The sequence below is a fragment of the Pseudobacteriovorax antillogorgiicola genome (genome assembly GCF_900177345.1).
GTDB classification, from domain to species: Bacteria; Bdellovibrionota_B; Oligoflexia; order Oligoflexales; family Oligoflexaceae; genus Pseudobacteriovorax; species Pseudobacteriovorax antillogorgiicola.
The window spans coordinates 49836-67226 of sequence record NZ_FWZT01000031.1 but is presented as its reverse complement, the minus strand read 5'-3'; the positions used below and the strand labels follow the sequence as shown (position 1 = coordinate 67226).

12 protein-coding genes are annotated in these 17391 nt (G+C 46.6%); 5 read left to right on the top strand and 7 right to left on the bottom strand.

The window, feature by feature from the left end; all coding sequences use genetic code 11:
• Positions 1-25: 25 nt before the first annotated feature.
• From B9N89_RS27980 to B9N89_RS27965, 4 genes are all read right to left on the bottom strand, one after another.
• A complete protein-coding gene (locus B9N89_RS27980) occupies positions 26-508 on the bottom strand; it encodes a hypothetical protein (RefSeq protein ID WP_132325088.1) in 483 nt (160 codons plus the stop codon).
• Between the two features lie 10 nt (positions 509-518).
• Positions 519-2282 (bottom strand): Fic family protein, encoded by a 1764-nt coding sequence (locus B9N89_RS27975; RefSeq protein WP_132325090.1) that lies wholly within the window; start codon positions 2280-2282, stop codon positions 519-521.
• Between the two features lie 80 nt (positions 2283-2362).
• Entirely contained in the window at positions 2363-3097 is a 735-nt protein-coding gene (locus tag B9N89_RS27970; RefSeq protein ID WP_159455695.1) for a peptidoglycan DD-metalloendopeptidase family protein, read from the bottom strand.
• Positions 3098-3270: 173 nt separating this feature from the next.
• Positions 3271-4320: a hypothetical protein gene (locus B9N89_RS27965; protein ID WP_132325095.1), complete on the bottom strand. Its 1050-nt coding sequence runs from the start codon at positions 4318-4320 to the stop codon at positions 3271-3273.
• A gap of 179 nt (positions 4321-4499) precedes the next feature.
• Between B9N89_RS27965 and B9N89_RS27960 the strand changes: the two genes are divergently transcribed.
• Complete coding sequence (locus B9N89_RS27960) at positions 4500-6038, top strand: pyridoxal-dependent decarboxylase (RefSeq protein ID WP_132325098.1); 1539 nt, start codon at positions 4500-4502, stop codon at positions 6036-6038.
• Positions 6039-6110: 72 nt separating this feature from the next.
• On the opposite strand, the gene B9N89_RS27955 is transcribed toward B9N89_RS27960, so the two are convergent.
• Positions 6111-7019 (bottom strand): RICIN domain-containing protein, encoded by a 909-nt coding sequence (locus B9N89_RS27955; protein ID WP_159455694.1) that lies wholly within the window; start codon positions 7017-7019, stop codon positions 6111-6113.
• A 290-nt stretch (positions 7020-7309) separates the two neighbouring features.
• Here B9N89_RS27955 and B9N89_RS27950 point away from each other — a divergent pair, with 290 nt between their 5' ends.
• On the top strand, positions 7310-8035 hold the full coding sequence (locus tag B9N89_RS27950) for a substrate-binding periplasmic protein (RefSeq protein ID WP_132325104.1): 726 nt from the start codon (positions 7310-7312) through the stop codon (positions 8033-8035).
• A gap of 152 nt (positions 8036-8187) precedes the next feature.
• Here the strand turns inward: B9N89_RS27950 and B9N89_RS27945 are convergent, their stop codons facing one another.
• Both B9N89_RS27945 and B9N89_RS27940 read right to left on the bottom strand, forming a co-directional pair.
• On the bottom strand, positions 8188-8880 hold the full coding sequence (locus B9N89_RS27945; protein ID WP_159455693.1) for a patatin-like phospholipase family protein: 693 nt from the start codon (positions 8878-8880) through the stop codon (positions 8188-8190).
• Positions 8881-9076: 196 nt separating this feature from the next.
• The gene (locus B9N89_RS27940) at positions 9077-10297 is read right to left on the bottom strand and encodes a multidrug effflux MFS transporter (RefSeq protein ID WP_132325109.1); all 1221 of its coding nucleotides are present in this window, start codon (positions 10295-10297) and stop codon (positions 9077-9079) included.
• A gap of 1294 nt (positions 10298-11591) precedes the next feature.
• On the opposite strand from B9N89_RS27940, the gene B9N89_RS27935 reads away from it, so the two are divergent.
• From B9N89_RS27935 to B9N89_RS27925, 3 genes are all read left to right on the top strand, one after another.
• The gene (locus B9N89_RS27935; protein ID WP_159455692.1) at positions 11592-13007 is read left to right on the top strand and encodes a TolC family protein; all 1416 of its coding nucleotides are present in this window, start codon (positions 11592-11594) and stop codon (positions 13005-13007) included.
• Positions 13004-16174, top strand: coding sequence for an efflux RND transporter permease subunit (locus B9N89_RS27930; RefSeq protein ID WP_132325115.1), 3171 nt, complete (start codon positions 13004-13006; stop codon positions 16172-16174). Before B9N89_RS27935 ends, B9N89_RS27930 begins: the two co-directional genes overlap by 4 nt.
• Before the next feature lie 197 nt (positions 16175-16371).
• Positions 16372-17331, top strand: a complete 960-nt coding sequence (locus tag B9N89_RS27925) for a hypothetical protein (protein WP_132325118.1) — start codon at positions 16372-16374, stop codon at positions 17329-17331.
• Positions 17332-17391 lie beyond the last annotated feature (60 nt).

The following is a 17391-nucleotide window of genomic DNA, read 5'->3' as shown; positions in this document are numbered from 1 at the left end:
AAGCTAGCACAAAACCTCTAAAATACTAAGGTTTCCTCTTAGCCTTCACCACTACAACACCCAGAGGCTCTTCACTAAAGTGTCGCGCGATCTGCACAAGGTTCATGCCTTTGTGCTGCTGAGCAATCTGATACAGGCGATCAAAGTCGAACGCTAAGTTTTCAAAAGCTACGGAACACCGCGCCTCTGTCCATTTGCCAAAGCAAGTCAAAGTTCCAAACTTACTCTTCAGGATGCGCACCTTGCCCTTAGAGCTGTTTTTGGTGTCAATCAAGGAAAAATGAACCTTGTTCTTTTTGCCAAGTAGCATTTCAGGCAGCGTAAATGTGATATTCACATTCTCATCAGATTCAAGCCAAATGGTGTAATCTTCGACAGCATAGTGCATATTTCCCGAAATCTGCCGATTCACTGGCGTATACTCAGCACTCGTCTTGATCTTTTTTAAGGCTAACCCTGTTTGACTCAAGCCAAGTAGTAGGGCTGCGCAAGCGATGTTTTTCTTCATGTCGTGTCCTCTAGGTTCGAATGTAAGCTGTAGCACGACCGCGGCCCATGCGTTTGAGTTTGGCTTTATCCACCAAATCGCGCAGGTCTCGGGTTGCCGTAACCTTAGTCGTTTTTGTGAGTTCCATATAGTCCCGCACGGTGAGGTGCGTTGCTAACTTCAATGATTCCAGTGCCATAAGTTGCCGAATGTTTAGTGAGTTGTCTGCTTGGTCAAGCCATTCTCGTTTTGGTTCTTGATCGTGATGAAAATTAAGAGCATTGATCTGTAAGGTGACCTTCGGATCTAATTGGTAGCCATCTTCATCAGAGCGAATCCAGTGGGCCAATTGGCCGAGAAAGCGTCGAGCTTTGGCGACCAGATTATAGACAAGGTGATCGTGACGCATGGGGTCGTAGCGATAGCCCCAAATCGATTCGATAATCGTGCTCTTGTCAATTTTCTCATCCGCGCAGAGCTTGAAAAACGAAACCAATTTTTTGGATAATGGTTCCTTTGAGAAGATAATATCTCCCTGTGTGATAAATGTATGTTGGCCAGGAAGAATATTGAGGCAGAGATTGTCGCTGCCGTATCGAACCCCCAAGACTTGATAGAGGCTAAGAAATAGATTTCTGTCAATAATCTGCTGCATCACTCCTATCTGGGATGGATTCACGGATACTTGATCCAAAAGGTCCGCGATATGATCATCGCTGTGCTGCAACTTTAATTCAGAAGACTGTCGCTTCAAGATCCGATCACTGACTGCGACGCCAGTAATTTTTTGCAACTTGTATAGTTGAGCCTTGATGGCCTCAGTCTGTTTTAGAATTCCCTGAAAGTTTAAGACCTTTAGTTTAAGTCCTAGACGCTCTGATTCGAATACCGGGTCCTGAGATCCATCCTGATCAACTGCGGCACCTTCAATATACTTAATAGCCAGTTCGCCGTTACCTTGAATTAGGTAGTTGTGAGCCATGCGGAGTTTGATCTTGGCAGCCTGCTTGTGATTGTTGCGAGCAAAGACTTCCTGAGTCGCCTGACTCAAGACATTTAAAGATTTTGAAATGCGACCCTGTAGGGTAAGTTGTCTTGCAAGCTCGATGAGAAGCATTGTTTTGGAATAGCTATCGCCTTCAGCTAGATCGATCTTTTGGTAGATCTGCTTGACCACATTAGGACTTAATCCGAATTTAGCCTGGTAGAAAAAGAGCGATGACTCTACTGAGTTTTGCACTGCCTGGTTGCCCAACTTGCGGGCGAGATCTTGTGCAGCCTTAAGGTCACGTAAACCAGATGAGATACTACCAGTGAAAACTAGGGAGTGGCCTCTTAGATCTGAGGCGAAGATCCGGCCAAAGATAAAGTTCTCTAAGGTGGCAAATTTCAGAGCTTTGGTGGCATGGCCTGAAGCGCGGCTATAGCGCGATGTTTGGAACCTGAAGAAAGCTAAGCCTTGGTAGGCGAAGAACGCAATTCTAGGGTCCTTGTTGCGACGCATAGTACGAACATTTTCAATGAGCGAGGCGATAGCTTGCTGAGATTGACCAAATCTGGCTAGCGCAATTGCTGTAAAGAATCGGCACATGACCAGATCACCATCGGACAGGGAGCTTTCCCATCGGCTGAGCTGCCACTGGGCTTCTTCTAGTCGACCCAGCCAAGCGAGAGAGGCAATGACCCATGGAGCCTCGGACTCCGTGCAGACGAAGCCTAGGGAATCTATGGTTTCTTCCAAGATTTCACGGGCTAAGCCTTGGTAGAAGCGTTTTTCTAACATGTCCTGATTCACAGGATCTCCCCCTCGTAAAATAGAGTATGTCAATATCACTTAATACAAAGAATGTAAACGATTAAATGCGTCAAAATGATCTATAGACCGGCAATCGAGCTACCCAAGTGCTTCAGCGGGTTCACGGCTGCCATGCCCCTCTGGATTTCAAAGTGCAGGTGGGGCCCGGTGGAGCGACCGCTTGACCCCACAAGGGCTATGAGTTTACCGGTGGCAACACGCTGGCCGCGGCGCACGAGTAGACGATGGCAATGAGCATAGAGGGTGCGATAACCCTTGTGCTGAATGATGACTGTGCGACCATAACCCCTTAACCAGCCTGAGAAAACTACGGTGCCTTGGGCAGAAGCTCGGATATTTGTACCGGTGGGAGCTGCGATATCAATGCCCTGATGGATTCGTCCTCCGCGAGGGCCGTATACAGAAGTGAGGCGACCCCGTACTGGCCAGCTAAATAGATTACGATGATCGTGAGAACTCTGGAAATCATGGTGTTGGTATCCTTTTTTTGGTGTTTTTGGTGAACTATGATTTTCGTGACATTGTAAGGGACTTTTGATCCAGCTCGATAACAGGCTCTGGTTTCGTACTGGAACGATGATCTGCTGACCGGCTTGGATATGTCCGTCTCGCCCAAGATCGTTCACCTGGGCCAGCTCCCGCCAGCTGACATCGTAGTCTTCAGCGATTTCTGATAAGGTTTCTCCTGGCTTAACCTTGTGTACATCGCCCAACTCGTCTTTGTATTGGGTGGAGCCAGTATGGGAGCAAGCCACTGAAACGGTGGCGAGTAAGTATATAAGAATGAGTTTCATGTTGTTTCCTCTCGACAGTCTGTTTGTTTCCGACGAAGAGAGAAATAACCCAGGATAACGCGTCATTACACCATGATCATCTATCGAATTGTGATCCGATTAGATCCGCAAATAGCCGACTAGCGACGGATCGGGCTGCAATGCTTTGAAACTGCTGAGGTGCTGAGAGCCGATTATGGTGAGGGAAGGCTCTGGATCCAATCGGCAATGATTGCTAAACCTCGCTCGTCCACCTCGTAGCTGGATATGTAAGGCATACGATATCGATCGGTACGGCTCATCCGTAACCACAACAAGGATTGCTCAGGGATTCCTGGGGCTACAATTTTTGCATCGGCTATTCCGAGATCGTCATAGAAGAAAGAAGCGTCTTGAAGTGATTGAAGGTTTGCGCTCCAACTGAGGTTGAGGTTACGTTCGAATCCTTCTGGCTGATGACAGAAGCCGCAATTGACTTCCAAATAAGCTCTGGCCAAGGCTTCTGCGTTAGTATTAGCGTCTTGTCTGCTTGGGTAGGGCTTGGCTTCGTCATTGGACCAGTTTCCTTGTAGCCAGCCTTTGTCTTGCCATAGTTCCAGTTGATTGCCCTCACCGCTAGGGTTCGGGCGATTGAGCTGCCGTGGCCGAACCCCAAGAATAACACCTGCTTTTTCGTTGTGGCATGAAAAGCATTGACCTTCGCTGGGAACGGTCCAGTTGATTACTTTATCAGGACCAGTGCCTCTTTGGATTGACAACTCGATCGTTTCACCGCCCTTGGCAAGGGTTGCCTCGGTTTGAGCTTCATTCCAAATATAGCTGCTAGCGATCCACCCGCTGGCGCTCTTCACAAGGACTCTAGTTTCGACAGAGCGGATCTGACTGAGATCTACTTGGCTTGTAGGCATTTCAAAATGCTTGATGAAAGTGCTACCCACCGGAATTTGCCAGTTGGCATTCTCTTGGCGAATTCCTGGGGCACCGGTTAAGGCCCAACGCTTCTTGGTGCCAAAATCCGACCAAAATTCATGATTGATCTCGTAGGCGAGAAAACTACTATGAGGCTGAAGCGTTGCTAGGTCTAGGAAGATTCCAGCCTTGGATAGATATTCAGGGCGGTGGTCGGGGCTGATGGGCAAGGGCACGGCGGTTTGCTCATCAGCTGAGCTCGCTTCGCCTTTGTTCTCGGAATTTTTACAACTTATAACAGTTATCACGATTAAAAGAGCGGCGAAAGGCTTCATGGTGCGATCTCATTTGGTCCCCGGAACGCAGTCCCCATCGGCGTGAAATGGCCTATTGTTTAGATGGGAGCGAAAACCAATGATTACCTTTTGATCATGTTTTTTTGAAACGGGCTTGCCATTAAAAGGGAATTACGGTCAACTTGCGGACTTGTAACGCTACGTGAAAGGCTGTAACTATGACTGATCAATCCCGGATGTCTCCTCCTATTTTTGATGCTGACGAACTCGCTGAGCAAGGGCGAAAAATCATCTCCCTGTTAGAAAATTTGCAACGAAGAATTTCTCAAAATCCTGTGAAGCCTAATTGTCATCCGGGGGATTTAGCGAAATTATTTAGTTCAGAGCCGCCGGAACAAGGCATTGGCTGGCAGCGATTGATCCAAGACCTGGAGGGTAAAATCACCGAAGGAGCAACTCTGTGGCAGCATCCGCGATTTTTTGCCTACTATCCTGCCAACACATCGCTCCCAGCAGTTCTAGCAGAAACCATGATCGCTGGCCTGGCCTCTGTGGGATTGCAATGGAGTGCCAATCCTATTGCCACTGAGCTTGAATGTGTCGTGATGGATTGGATTTTGAAGATGCTCCATGCACCTCAAGACTCACCTTTCTACCATCACTCTTGTCGGGGCGGTGGGGTGATCCAAAACACTGCTGGCGATGCTCTGGTGAATATTATGGTTGCTGCTCGTGTTGCCTGTCACCAAAAAGCGGCTGGTATTCCTTGGGACAAGCCTCTTGATGAGGATCAGCGAGAATCACTATTTTATCAAGACTCATCTCGCCTTGTGGTTTATATGTCTGATCAGACCCACTTCTCAGGGCCCAAGGCGGTGCGTGTCGCAGGGATGCGAGTTAACATCATCAAGAGCAAGCTTTTATCGGATGGTAATTATGGGATTGATCGTGTGATGGTCGCTGAAGCCATGGCCTCAGATCGACGCCAAGGGCTAAGGCCGTGCGCGCTGCAACTCAATTATGGTTCTACCAACACCTGTGGCATGGATGATATGAAGTCATTTCTTGGGTTTGCACAGGCAGAGGGGGTTTGGCTTCACGTGGATGCTGCTTATGCCGGTGCCTCGCTGATATTGCCGGAATTTCAGGGTGCCTCTCGCGTGATTCAAGAGATCGCAGATTCGTTCAATTTTAACGGTTCGAAGTGGTTTTTGTGCGGCTTTGACTCGGCCTTTCTCTATGTCCGTGATCGACGATTGATGAAGCAGGTTTACGCAGCAGGTGGAGACTATCTGGCTACGGTAGATGAGGAAGGGGCTTACAACCCTGAGTTCAAGGATTGGGCAGTGCCTCTCGGCCGCAGGTTTCGATCGTTACGAATCTGGATGGTACTATCTTACTTCGGAGTCACCGGGATGCAGGCTTTTTTGCGAAAAGGTATCGAGCAAGCCAATCGTCTGCGCTCCTTGGTGGACCAGTCTTCAGACTTCGAAACGATCGTGGCTTGCCAATTGGGCCTCGTTTGCGTTGGTTTGAAAGATGGATTGCAGGAGCGTTGGGTTTTATTCTGGGAAGCTTTGGAAAGACGAAGCGAAAATGGACGCAATTTTCTTGTTTACCCATCAAAGATTGAGGGCCGCTTCTTTCTACGCATTGCCTTAGGGGGCGTGAATACTGAAGATCAAGACGTTGATTACTTGTGGAGTCAGCTAAACGGTGCTGTAAAAGAGATCAAAGTGCATATTGCCAAAATATAAACTCTCTCCAGTTTGTATGCGTTCCGGGTTTATTCTGTCCTTGCGCAAGGCTAAGGTGAGTGACCCGGTATTTTACTGTGTTGTGCTATAGCATGGTTGCAAGAGGATATCTGATCCAGTTGCGTAAAAGCATTGGCCAGTTACTGGAGTGGCGCTCATGCTGAAAAAGCCGTTCCGCTCTGTGAATCGGAACATCTGATTGCTATCTTCATGGCACGACCTAAATGTATTTACGGATAGGACTTCAAGGCCGTCATCAATGGGAATATCCATACACTCCTCCTCTCCAGCCTTCTGAATATTAAATGAGGTTCCATCGGCGGCTGTGGAAAACACGAACTGCTGAAAAGGGTTGCTAGCAACGCAAGGCTGAACCTGAACCTTTTGTCCCCCTGAAAAATTGATTTCGGTACTTGTAATACATCGTCCGTCAATTAGCACGATAGGACCCTCAGCACCATTCTCAGGCCACGATCGTACGAGCAATATGTTTGCTGCGAAACCTGATAGTACTTGGGTAGAAGGCAATCCTTCGATACTGCCAATATCGAGCTTTACAGCTAAAGTTCGGGCTGGCAGATTGAGGGTAGCTTCGATAAAAGCGGTTCTTGTATCTAGCTGAATTGACGTTAGAGTGAGCTTGTACGGTAGTGGTCCCAAGCGAATGATTGAAGGAATCGAAGCCTCTCGATTCCAGGTAAAGCTCACATCACCAAGGTCAGAAAGCGAACGTTGGTCTTGGTTGCGAATATCGCAGCCTACGGTGTGAATCCCTTGGCTCTCGCTGCCTTCGTATTGGCACATGAGAAAAGCCCCAGCGACACTTACTGGTTCGTTCGCAAGGCTGGTATCTTCGGTAATATCAGCTGTTTCTGCTTCTGATTTGGGCGCATCGGCATTACCGCTTTTTAGGTCGGTCTGAGAGCACGATACGATTAACGTCGTGCCAATGATAAGCTGAAGAGCTTCGCGTAGTTTCATGTATTCCTCAAAATGCATGGATATCTCTACAATTCGTTTCGGTTAGTTCTCCCAGCAGATCAAGAGTAAGAATTTTGATTCAATTATACTAATATTATCTTTGTATTAGAGGCTTTCTCTAGCAACTATTACGGGCCGAACGCCCAAGGTGTAGAGACAGTTCTCAATAAGATTTGATTTTGCATGGGGTGAGGAATGGAATCTAAAAGCTTGCCGAGATACAATGATTCTATAGCTTTCGAGAATTTTTGTTTTAGGTAGTCGAACAGATACTAATAGGAAGATATCGTATGATGCGTTTATACTTGTTTTTGCTAGCCTTTGCGTTTTCAAACATCGGTTTTGCCAAGACGATAACGGTTGCAGTAGGCATGTCCCTGGCTCCCTATGTGATTAAGGATACGAAGTCAGGCCTTGAGCTTGAAACTGCTATCGAAGCACTCAAATCCCAAGGGATAAAACTGGTTCCTGAATTCGTGTCGATGAAGCGCTTGAGAATGATGGTAAAGAAGAAAAAGGTTGATGGTGCACTTACGGTTTTGGAAAATATCGGCTTGCCTTTATATTTTACCGACACTTATGTGACTTATCAAAACTTTGCCATCACTACAAAAAAAGATATCAAGATCGATAGCGTCAGTGATCTTACCAAAGGTCGAATCCTGGCTTTCCAAGATGCAAAGGTCTACCTTGGAGCGAAGTATAAGGACTTTGTGAGTCAGAACACGAAATACAAAGAAACTCCAATACAGATTCGGCAAAACGAGTATTTATACAAAGACAAGATCGATATTGTAATCGCCGACAAACTAATATTTATGCACAATAACCAATCGATTCCCATGGAAGTTCGTAGGAGTAAGAATCTCCACTTTCACGAAATTTTTAAGCCGAATCACTACGTCGCTGGTTTCATCGATGAGGAGGTGCGAAACGCTTTTAATCGCGGCTTGAAGCAGATTAAGGCCAACGGCACCTACAATAAAATTAAGGCCAAGTATTCCTACGATATCTAGGTCAAGATAGGGTGATAGCATGTGGCCTGTGAATGAATTGGAGGTTCTGCTAACCACGGCCCAAGTTTTGCTGAAAGACTTGGAATCAGTTTTAAAAAAACAAGATCCAGCCTCACCTAAAAATTTAAGGACTGGTGCTTTACAAACAGGCTCTAGGCAGTAATCTTCAAGCCTTGTTCATAGCCAATATCAAACTCATCAATCAGATCACTGGTCCGCGCGCGGGTCAGTGATTTTATCTTAGTGTCCAATCGAATCACCCGGTCGAATTCTTTGCTATGATTGCGGAAGATATAGAGATCACCCAGCGTAAAGAGCCATCGCTCTTTCGGCTCTTCGGGTGATGCGAAAAATAGTCGTCGAAAACTACCGTCGATGGCTCCCTCAAAGTGAGGGGCATAGTGAGTGACAAATGGTACAAGAGACGACTTCATCACCTTTTCGTAGGCTTGGTGCTTGCAATAATTGTCTAGTATGTCGACAGATTCGAATTTAAAGCGAGGTAGAGTCGTATAGCCAACGTAGAATTTTCTGATACCGTAGCGATCAAAGTCCGCCCGCTCTACCAGATAGGGACGACTCATCTTCTTAACATATTCCCCTTGAACATCGTAGGGAGGCAGGTACCAAGACAACGAGCGTTTATAGAAGTGATTTCGGCTCAATGCAAACCACTTTAAAATCTTCTGCCGATTCATGCCGCTATAGGTCATATAACCTGCGTAAGCGCCAGCTGAAATTCCAGTGACGATATCGGGAATGATCTTGCGGTCTCGTAGGGCAATCAAAGTCCCCACTAAAGTAATGCCCTTTAAGCCCCCACCGGGTAATGAAAACTCTAGCACGATGCTTCCTTCCGAACAGATTCTTTTAGCTCTCAGGTGATCCGACAAGTGTTGGTAAAATTTCTATCGGATCCGGATTGTTGGAGTCAGTAGAATCTCATCGATTGGAATGGCTGTTTCCTTAATAGGCGATCATCGGTTTTGGCCTATCATCGTTGAAAGCAAATCATAAAAGTCCGACAATAGGTCTGTAATATTAAATGGATCCGACCACTGATGACGACTCTTTTTTTACTGTGAGAATAACAATAAGGGACAGGGTGGTGCAGGCAAAGAAGCCCCCAACTATGGGCAATACATTGCCTTCGTAGAAACTGCCAATGGCGGTCCCAATAACGACCGATATCAAAGTTTGAATGGAACTAATCACCGAGTTGGCAGTACCAGCAATATGTCCAAGAGGCTCCACAGCCATAGCATTTAAGTTGCCAAACAGCAGGCCTAGGCTAAAAAACGTCCCGAGAAAGTATACGGTTAAAAACTCAATTCTCGGCAAGCCACCCTTGAAGTATGCATAAGTAAAAAAAATTGCTGATATTACACTACCTAGCAGCAGTGCGGTGGCGCAAAGCTTCTCCATGCTCACTAGCATGACCAGTCGTGAATTGGCAAAGGAGGAGAAGCCAACGGCGAGAGCCATAGCTCCAAAATAGACTGAAAACATCTCATCAAGGCCGTAGGCGACTTGCAGGAGTTGCTGGGAGAGACTTAAATAGCCTACGAAGCCGCCAAACATGACTCCAGCAGTGATGGTGTAGGCGCGAGATTTAGGGTGGAGGATGGTTTCTCGAAAGCCAGACAGAATCACTTTGAGATTAAATGATTTCCGATTTTCTTCTTTCAAGGTTTCGGGTTGCCGCCATGCTAACCACGATACGGTGAGCAAGCTCATCACCAGAAAAAGTCCGAAAATCGTGCGCCAACTACCAACAAATAAGATTCCCTGGCCTACAGTTGGAGCAAGGACTGGAACCAAGATGAAAATCATCATGATCAATGACACCACGCGAGCCATGTCTCGACCAGAGTACCGATCTCGAATCATAGCCATGGTCATGATCCTACAGCTCGAACCGCCGAAGCCTTGTAGGAAGCGCCCACAAAGCATCACGGGCAGACTTTCGGAAAGCAAAGAAATCAGACTTCCTACCGCAAATATAGCAACTCCAAGATAGATCGATTTCTTACGACCAAAGGTATCCCCAAAAGGTCCGTAAAAGACGAGGCCAAATCCCATTCCCAAGAAGACCGTAGAAATAATGAATTGCGAATCCTTGGGGTCGGTGATTTGAAGGCTGCGACCGATATTATCCAGGGCCGGCAGCATGGTGTCGATGGACAAGGCGACTAAAGACATGAGACTAGCCATGAGAACTACAAACTCAGTGCTTGATGGAGCTGATTCAGGTGTTTTCATGTGAATCCATTGGTGATAGGAACGGCGACGTGAAACAAATACGCAAGTATGGTCACACCACATCGGGGTGATAGTCAATACCTAGATCAGAGGATCAATAGATCAATGTAAAGCTAGGGAGAAAAGGTCTGGCCAGGAGTTGACCCGAGAGAGCGGTGAGCGACACCACTCTCTCACAACAAACGGTGTATCTCAATCTCCCTACGGGAGGGAGTCAAGGACGTTTTGATGACACTGGGATACATCAAGTCGTGCATGAAATCAACTATAAATTGTTAATGGTTTTCGTTATTAATATAGAAAGTATTAACTGAAAATTTTAAGGGTTTAAAAAATATCAAGTCAAGCATGTTCTAAAGACGTAGTTTGTAGAGTGTAGGGGGAGGGCTGAAAGTGGACATGAAAGGGAATTGAAATTAGAATCCAAGGCGGTCCAGTCGACCTGCATGAGACCAGGTACGAAGATCTCCAAGGAAAAAGGCTGGGTTCGCCAGACCATGGGCACACGAAACGATACTTCATTGCATCCTCATTGAGAATTAGACAATCTGAACTGGCAGCTAGGTCTAGTGTGGTCGCGAAGATAAAGCGCAAGAACACGACTAAGGACCAAGCTGAAATACTTGACTTAAAAAACTAAGATTTTAGGGAATTCTTTTACGTTGCTGCTTGCGTGATACGTTTAAGCTGCAAATTGTGAAGTGATATTTTCCATGGCGAGCCCTCCTAGATAGGATGATGGGTATAAAGAAACCGTACCCGAAGAAAAACTCAATGTCAATTAAAGAGAGGCGATAAATGTCCGAGGAACTTGATTTTTTTACCCTCCCGAAGTCCAGTTGCTTCGCTGTAGTCCCAAAGCTCTGATTTTAGCAGGCACATAGTCCCATGAAATGCCCATATTGCAATCTCCCCTGAAAGATGACGCGTTGATTGACCGACGTTTAGGTTATAATTCACGGGGAAAAAGCCATAAACATCTATACTCCCAATTGTTTTGATGTGATTTGATGCGAAATGCACAAGATGAGAAGTCGAGGGCCATAGGGAAATGTACGGCCTTTTTGATAGGCTAAGTCCCTACGACTATTGGGTGAACTTTGAAACTTAATGGGTCTTGAGACAAGGAAATGTCCTAAATAAAAAGGCTAGTTGGAGACAAAGTTCTCATTGTCTTCTTAACGTGACAATACTAGTTTGTCCTGGATCAATAGTATGCCAAGGGCAAGTAGCTGATCACCTTGAGAGTCCCACCTTAAGTTCGAATTCATACTCTAGCGAGAGGGCCATACGATTGTTTAAGCTTAAGAAATCCCTGTTTTTGCTCTTGTTCCTTAGTTCAGGTACGAGTGCTCAACCCAAGCTTCAGCTTGAATCCTTTGTCTCTGACTACTTGGCGAACAGCAGTCAGCTAAAAAGCAAAAGTCTTGAGCGCCAGGTGGCAGAACTGAACCGAGATGCTGCTCAAGATCCTTACGAAACAGTTTTTGGAATAGGGCCTCAGGTATCGCGGCGCAACTATGAATTTCCTGCGGGGAGCGATGAGATCACTTCCGTAAATTTACAGGCATCTGCAAGCAGAAGCTTTACCAGTGGCTTTGCGGTTACTTCGACCTGGCTTGGAGGAGAGAGTGAAGCGTCGGATGGTAGTCGTTTCAAGCCTAGCTCTAAGTTTGAAATTGGTATTGAGCAGGACCTAAGTAAGAATTTTTTGGGGAGACTTGACGATAGCAAAGCCCGAGAGGCCCAATTGCTGCTCAGTAGTCAGGAACAAAGCCTTAATCAGGAACAGCTTGATCAGTGCACCACAGCAGCCGCACTTTTTATCGATACCTACTTCTTGCAACAGATCAGTTCTTTATATCGCTCGAACGTTCGCGACGCCGAGGAGCTATTTCAATATTTTTCGGACTTCTATGAAAAAAAGCATGTGAAGAAGATCGACTTTCTGCGATCAAAGCTTGATTTTCTGGCTGTGAAATCAGCCTTTGAAGAGCATGAGAATAGCTTTCGCCAATCCCTCATCCGCATGGAAACGGCAGTGTCTAAGGAGCTTCCCAAAAATCTCCATGAGCCCAAGACCGAACTCTTAGCGATGTCACTAGAAGGGACTAAGTTCGATCCAAAGAAGAGCCCTCTACTAGCCTCCCTCAAGCATAACGAACAGGCAGCGAAAGAAAAACTCAACGTCACCCGTTGGGAGAGTCAATCCGATTGGACTTTATCGATGACGGCGGGGCGGCAAAAGCAAGAGAAAATTGATTATAAGGCTGGGGTCACGTCGGAAGATGAAGATTATGTTACCTTAGGCCTTAGCTTGACTCTTCCTTTAAGCTCAAAAACGGCGAAGCTAGCTACAAGGCAGGCTGCCATCGATCACAGGCTTGCTGAAGAACAGATAAACGATGCTGAGCAAAAACTCCTGGAAAGCTGGCGTACAACCCTGGCTGGGGCCAAATTCTATCGAACCCAAGCAGATATTGCCGAACAGAAAGTTAAGGTTTCCGAACAGCAGCAAACGGAGTCTAGGAGATTGACGAAGGCCTTGCAGATGGAGTTGACCGATTACATTCGCGATCGGCAATCAGCTGTCCAGCAACGAATTGGACTTCTACAGCTACAACTCAACTATATGAAGAGCCTTTTAGAGTTAAGACGCCTATCATACAATAGCCCCAGCTTTTGTCAGACCATGAGGACGCCATCATGAAAAAGCTTGTTACCTACTTTATCGATCGCTCGTTTGCTGTAAACTTGATTTGCCTCGCGATCTGTGGAGCCGGCATCTTCATGATGATGAGCTTAACCCGGAACCTGGCTCCCAAGGTACCCATGCATAAGATTCGCATCGAAGTATCTATATTGGGGGCGTCTCCTCAAACCATGGAGCAAGAGGTCGCGTTTCCCATCGAGGAATCTCTGCTCGGCATGCCTGCTGTGGAAGAAATTTATTCTTATTCCAGCAAGGGCAGCGTTAGCTTTAATCTAGAACTCTATCGTGGTAAGCAAAGTCTCCAGGAAACTCTTGAAGCTGTTCGCAGCCGCTTGCAGTCGATGCAATCCCAGTTGCCGAGTAATATCGAGAGAATGGAAGCTTCTTTAGTGAAGCTTGAAACCATCGATGTGATGGGTTACGGATTCTTCAACTTCGATGTTAGCAATCCTGAGCACCATCGCTGGCTCGATTCATTCAAGGAAACAATGCGACAGGTGAAAGGGGTGGTGCGAGTCGACTCTCGGGAGCCTCAGCAGGATCTTTATATTGAAATTGATCCGGCAAAGCTCTCATACCACGGCATCTCCATATCCGATTTGCGTCGTAAGTTAGCATCGTTTCTTCAGCCCACGCCCCTTGGCGCTGTGCGTAAAGATGGTCGTGCGATCATCGTCGATATCCAGCGTCCACCTCTTACCTTGGAAACCCTAGAGAATGTCACCATATCGTCCAATCGATTTGGACAAGAGATTCTGATCAAGGACGTTGCGGAGATTAAGTTTAGGCCAGATCATTTGAGCCGGGTCTTCCCGTTTAATGGCAAGCCTGGAGTTTTTGTTCAGCCAGCTATGGATACCTCAGATGATGCGATTACTATTAGTACCGCAATCAGAGAGGCGGTTGCAGAGTTCGAGAAGGAATTACCGGAGCCTCTCTATATAGAAGAAGCTTTTAACAGTGGCGATTTTATTCAGCAGCAACTTGATGTACTAACCTCCAATGCCCTCATGGGGTTTGTGCTGGTTACGATTCTCTTAGCAATATTTGTAGGGATTCGCCCAGCAATCATGACAGCTATCGGCTTACCTGTTGCTTATCTAGGAACCATGATATGCATTGACCACTTTGGTGTGAATATCGACCTGATTTCAGTGATGGCGATGATTATTATCGTGGGTATACTCGTTGACGATGCGATCATTGTGGCAGAGAAGTATGTCCAGAACATTGAGGCAGGCTTAAAACCTCGCGACGCAGCAATCGATGCGGCTCTCTCATTGATGGCACCGATCACAGGAACGATACTGACAACAATGGTTGCTTTTAGCCCTATCCTACTTGTAGATGGCGATATCAGCGACTGGTTTTATTCTGTCCCTATCATTATCATGTCGGCATTGGCTCTAAGTTGGTTTGAGTGTTTCTTTATCCTACCCAATCACTTGAAGCACTTTGTCACGGATACCAAGGCTTGGGGAGATGGAGTCATTCAGTACTTCGCCCGGGTCTATCGCAACGTATTAAAAGTCACTCTCAAATTGCGATGGCTAATGCTCTTTGTTGGTCTCGGTATATTTGCTGGTTCAGGCGCTTTTCTGAAGGATCGCATGAAGTTAGACTTTGATCTTAATATCGGAGCAACACGGCTGCAAGTTGTAGGCACACTTAAAGAGAGTCAGTCTATCGATGACACACTCAGCCAGATCAAGGAGGTAGAAAGCTTTCTCGTATCTTTGCGCGATAATGCCAACCTGGACGTTGTAACCCGCCCAGGATCTGCATACATCGGTGGATCGAGAAAAACTGGGATGCGTTACTTCGAGTTTAGTATGTTTGTCTTCGACTTGAAGGAAGATCAGAAGACGCTCGTAGCAAGGGTGAAAGATGCCATTGAAAAAGGTCTCCCTGAACTGAAGGACGACCGCTTTGATTCATTGGAGCTAGTCAGCCGAACTGCGAGTTCGGAAGATATTAAGCAAGATACGGTTACGGTTTATGTGAGCGGTAAGGACCGAGTCGGCTTCGATAAGATCGAGGCAGCCCTAAAGCAAGATCTTGATGGAATCCCCGGAATGCTAGGGGCCTACTTTGATGACGAGCGCTTGCAAGAGTCGTGGTTTTTTGTTCCAGACTTCAAGAAGATGGAGTCGTATGGTCTTAGCAATCAGGAGCTCACCAACCAACTAGCCGGTGTTTTTTCACCTGTGCAGTTGGGTTACACTCGCTTTAATGGCAAGCAGGTGAAGATTTACAGCGAGATCAATCGCAAGGAAGATTTTGACTACGAAGACCTGCAAAAGTTAACCGTGCAAACTCCTCAGAAAACCGATATCCCTGTGTCTTATATTGGCTCATGGAAACGGGTAAAAGCTCAGACTTTTATTGCTCACCGTGATGGTAAGAGAATCTTTGAAGTTGATGTTCGCTATGATAAAGAGCAGACGGATCTTCTGAAGTTCAAAGAGGCTGTCGCTGCTGCCTTGAACAAGACGTCCGAACAGTTTCCAGACTACACTCTAAGCGTCGAGAGTGCTGATAAGAGCCAAGAAGAAGCCCAAGGCTGGATCATAAAGGTTATTGGGTTATCACTTACCGCTATTTTATTAATCCTTGCTCTGACCCTCGGCTCTATCAGTCAATCAGTTCTTGTGGTTTTGCCAATTCCACTTGGATTCCTCGGTGCGGTTTGGGCCTTTTACCTTCACCAACTTGATCTTACACTGATTGGTATGGTCGGGCTTCTGGGTGTTGCTGGTGTGGCAGTGAATGATTCTATCATTATGGTCTACTCAGTCAATCGGTTGATGGAAGGAGTGAAGGAGCGTGCTGCGCAGCGAGACAAAGTGATTGAAGGAGCAGTTAGTCGCTTACGGGCGATTATGCTGACGACGATCACAACGCTAGGTGGAGTCTTCCCTATGGCCTATGGCTGGGGAGGTGAGTCTGGATACACGAAGCCAATTGCCTTTTCTATGGGCTGGGGTCTACTTGCGTCGACCATAGCGACATTGTTTGTGATTCCGATCGTCATGGAGATGAGGCATGATATCCTTGCGGGTTTCCGGTGGCTCGGTGGATTATTCCAGAAACAATGGAAAGGCGAATCACAGCAAGAACATACTCAAGAAGTGAGTGCTTCTGAATCTCCAAGCCGTTCTTGAAAAACGGATTCAAATGCGCCAGATGTCCATCTGGCATGAATATTTACAACTATATTGATTTAGATAGCTGGAGCCACCGGCTGTGGCACATCAAGAAATCATGATGCAAATGGAATCCGTCTCCCTTATAACCGAGCTAAAGTTGTGTGCAATTAAATTTTGCAATCGACATCTCACCCATGATGAAGGAGACTAAAATGCGTTTACGTTTGATGGGATTAGGGCTCGGGCTCGCCTTGACATCAGGAACTGGATTGGCCCAAGAGGCTTATCAAGGATCTAGGTTTCAGGATGTTTGGGAGCAGGTGACATCTGATCCTTATGACGGATTACCTCAGTATCAGGTTACGTTCAAAAGCCTTTTCGATGGCTTCCGAAATCTTCTTCTGGAGAGCTCCGAGCGAACCATTGATAACCAGTCCGATGTTCTGCCTTATTTCAACAAGCTTCTTCATCCTAACGGAGTCTGCCTGAAAGGAACTTGGAATATCACCGCAGAAACTGATTACACTGGCTATTTCGCAAAGGGCAGCGAAGGTCTCATTATTGCCCGTGCTTCGACGGCACTTTCCAATACGAAGACGGGAACCAATCGAGCATTTGGCCTAGCGGGAAAGATTTATCCTACGACAGATGAAGGACATCTAGAGCGTCTTAAAACAGCGAACTTTTTTACTATCGAAGATCTTGGTGGTAAGCGCGGTCGGTACTTTTTAGATGCAGAAAATACCAACGACATTATTAAAATCTCCCCATCTCTCACCGCGTTCCTCAATGGTTTGGTTGGCGCGACTGCCGGGTTAGCCTTTGCCGAGGCTGACGATAGCAACATTCTTACAGCACTGATTCGTGAGCTTTATCCTATCGGTGAATTGGGTTTGGCTGAAGGCCAAGAGTCCAAGAGCCCCATTTGGATGAGAGTCGTTGGCAACGAGACGATGCCAAGAATCGATGCTGGTGACTTCCGAGACGAATTGAACATTGGCAACTATCCAGGTGGACTCATCATGGATATCGAAGTCGCTAGTGATGGTAAACGCCTTGGGAAGAAGAAGTGGCAGAAGATTGGCTATATCCGCTTTGACGACTCGGCAGTCAGCTCCAGTTGTGATCATCGCCTTCACTTTGCCCACCCCAAATCTCGCAAACAATATTAGATCAGGGAGATTGTCCGAGGCCGTTTGGCCTTGGGCTCTTCGAGGCAAAAGTCTTCTCTA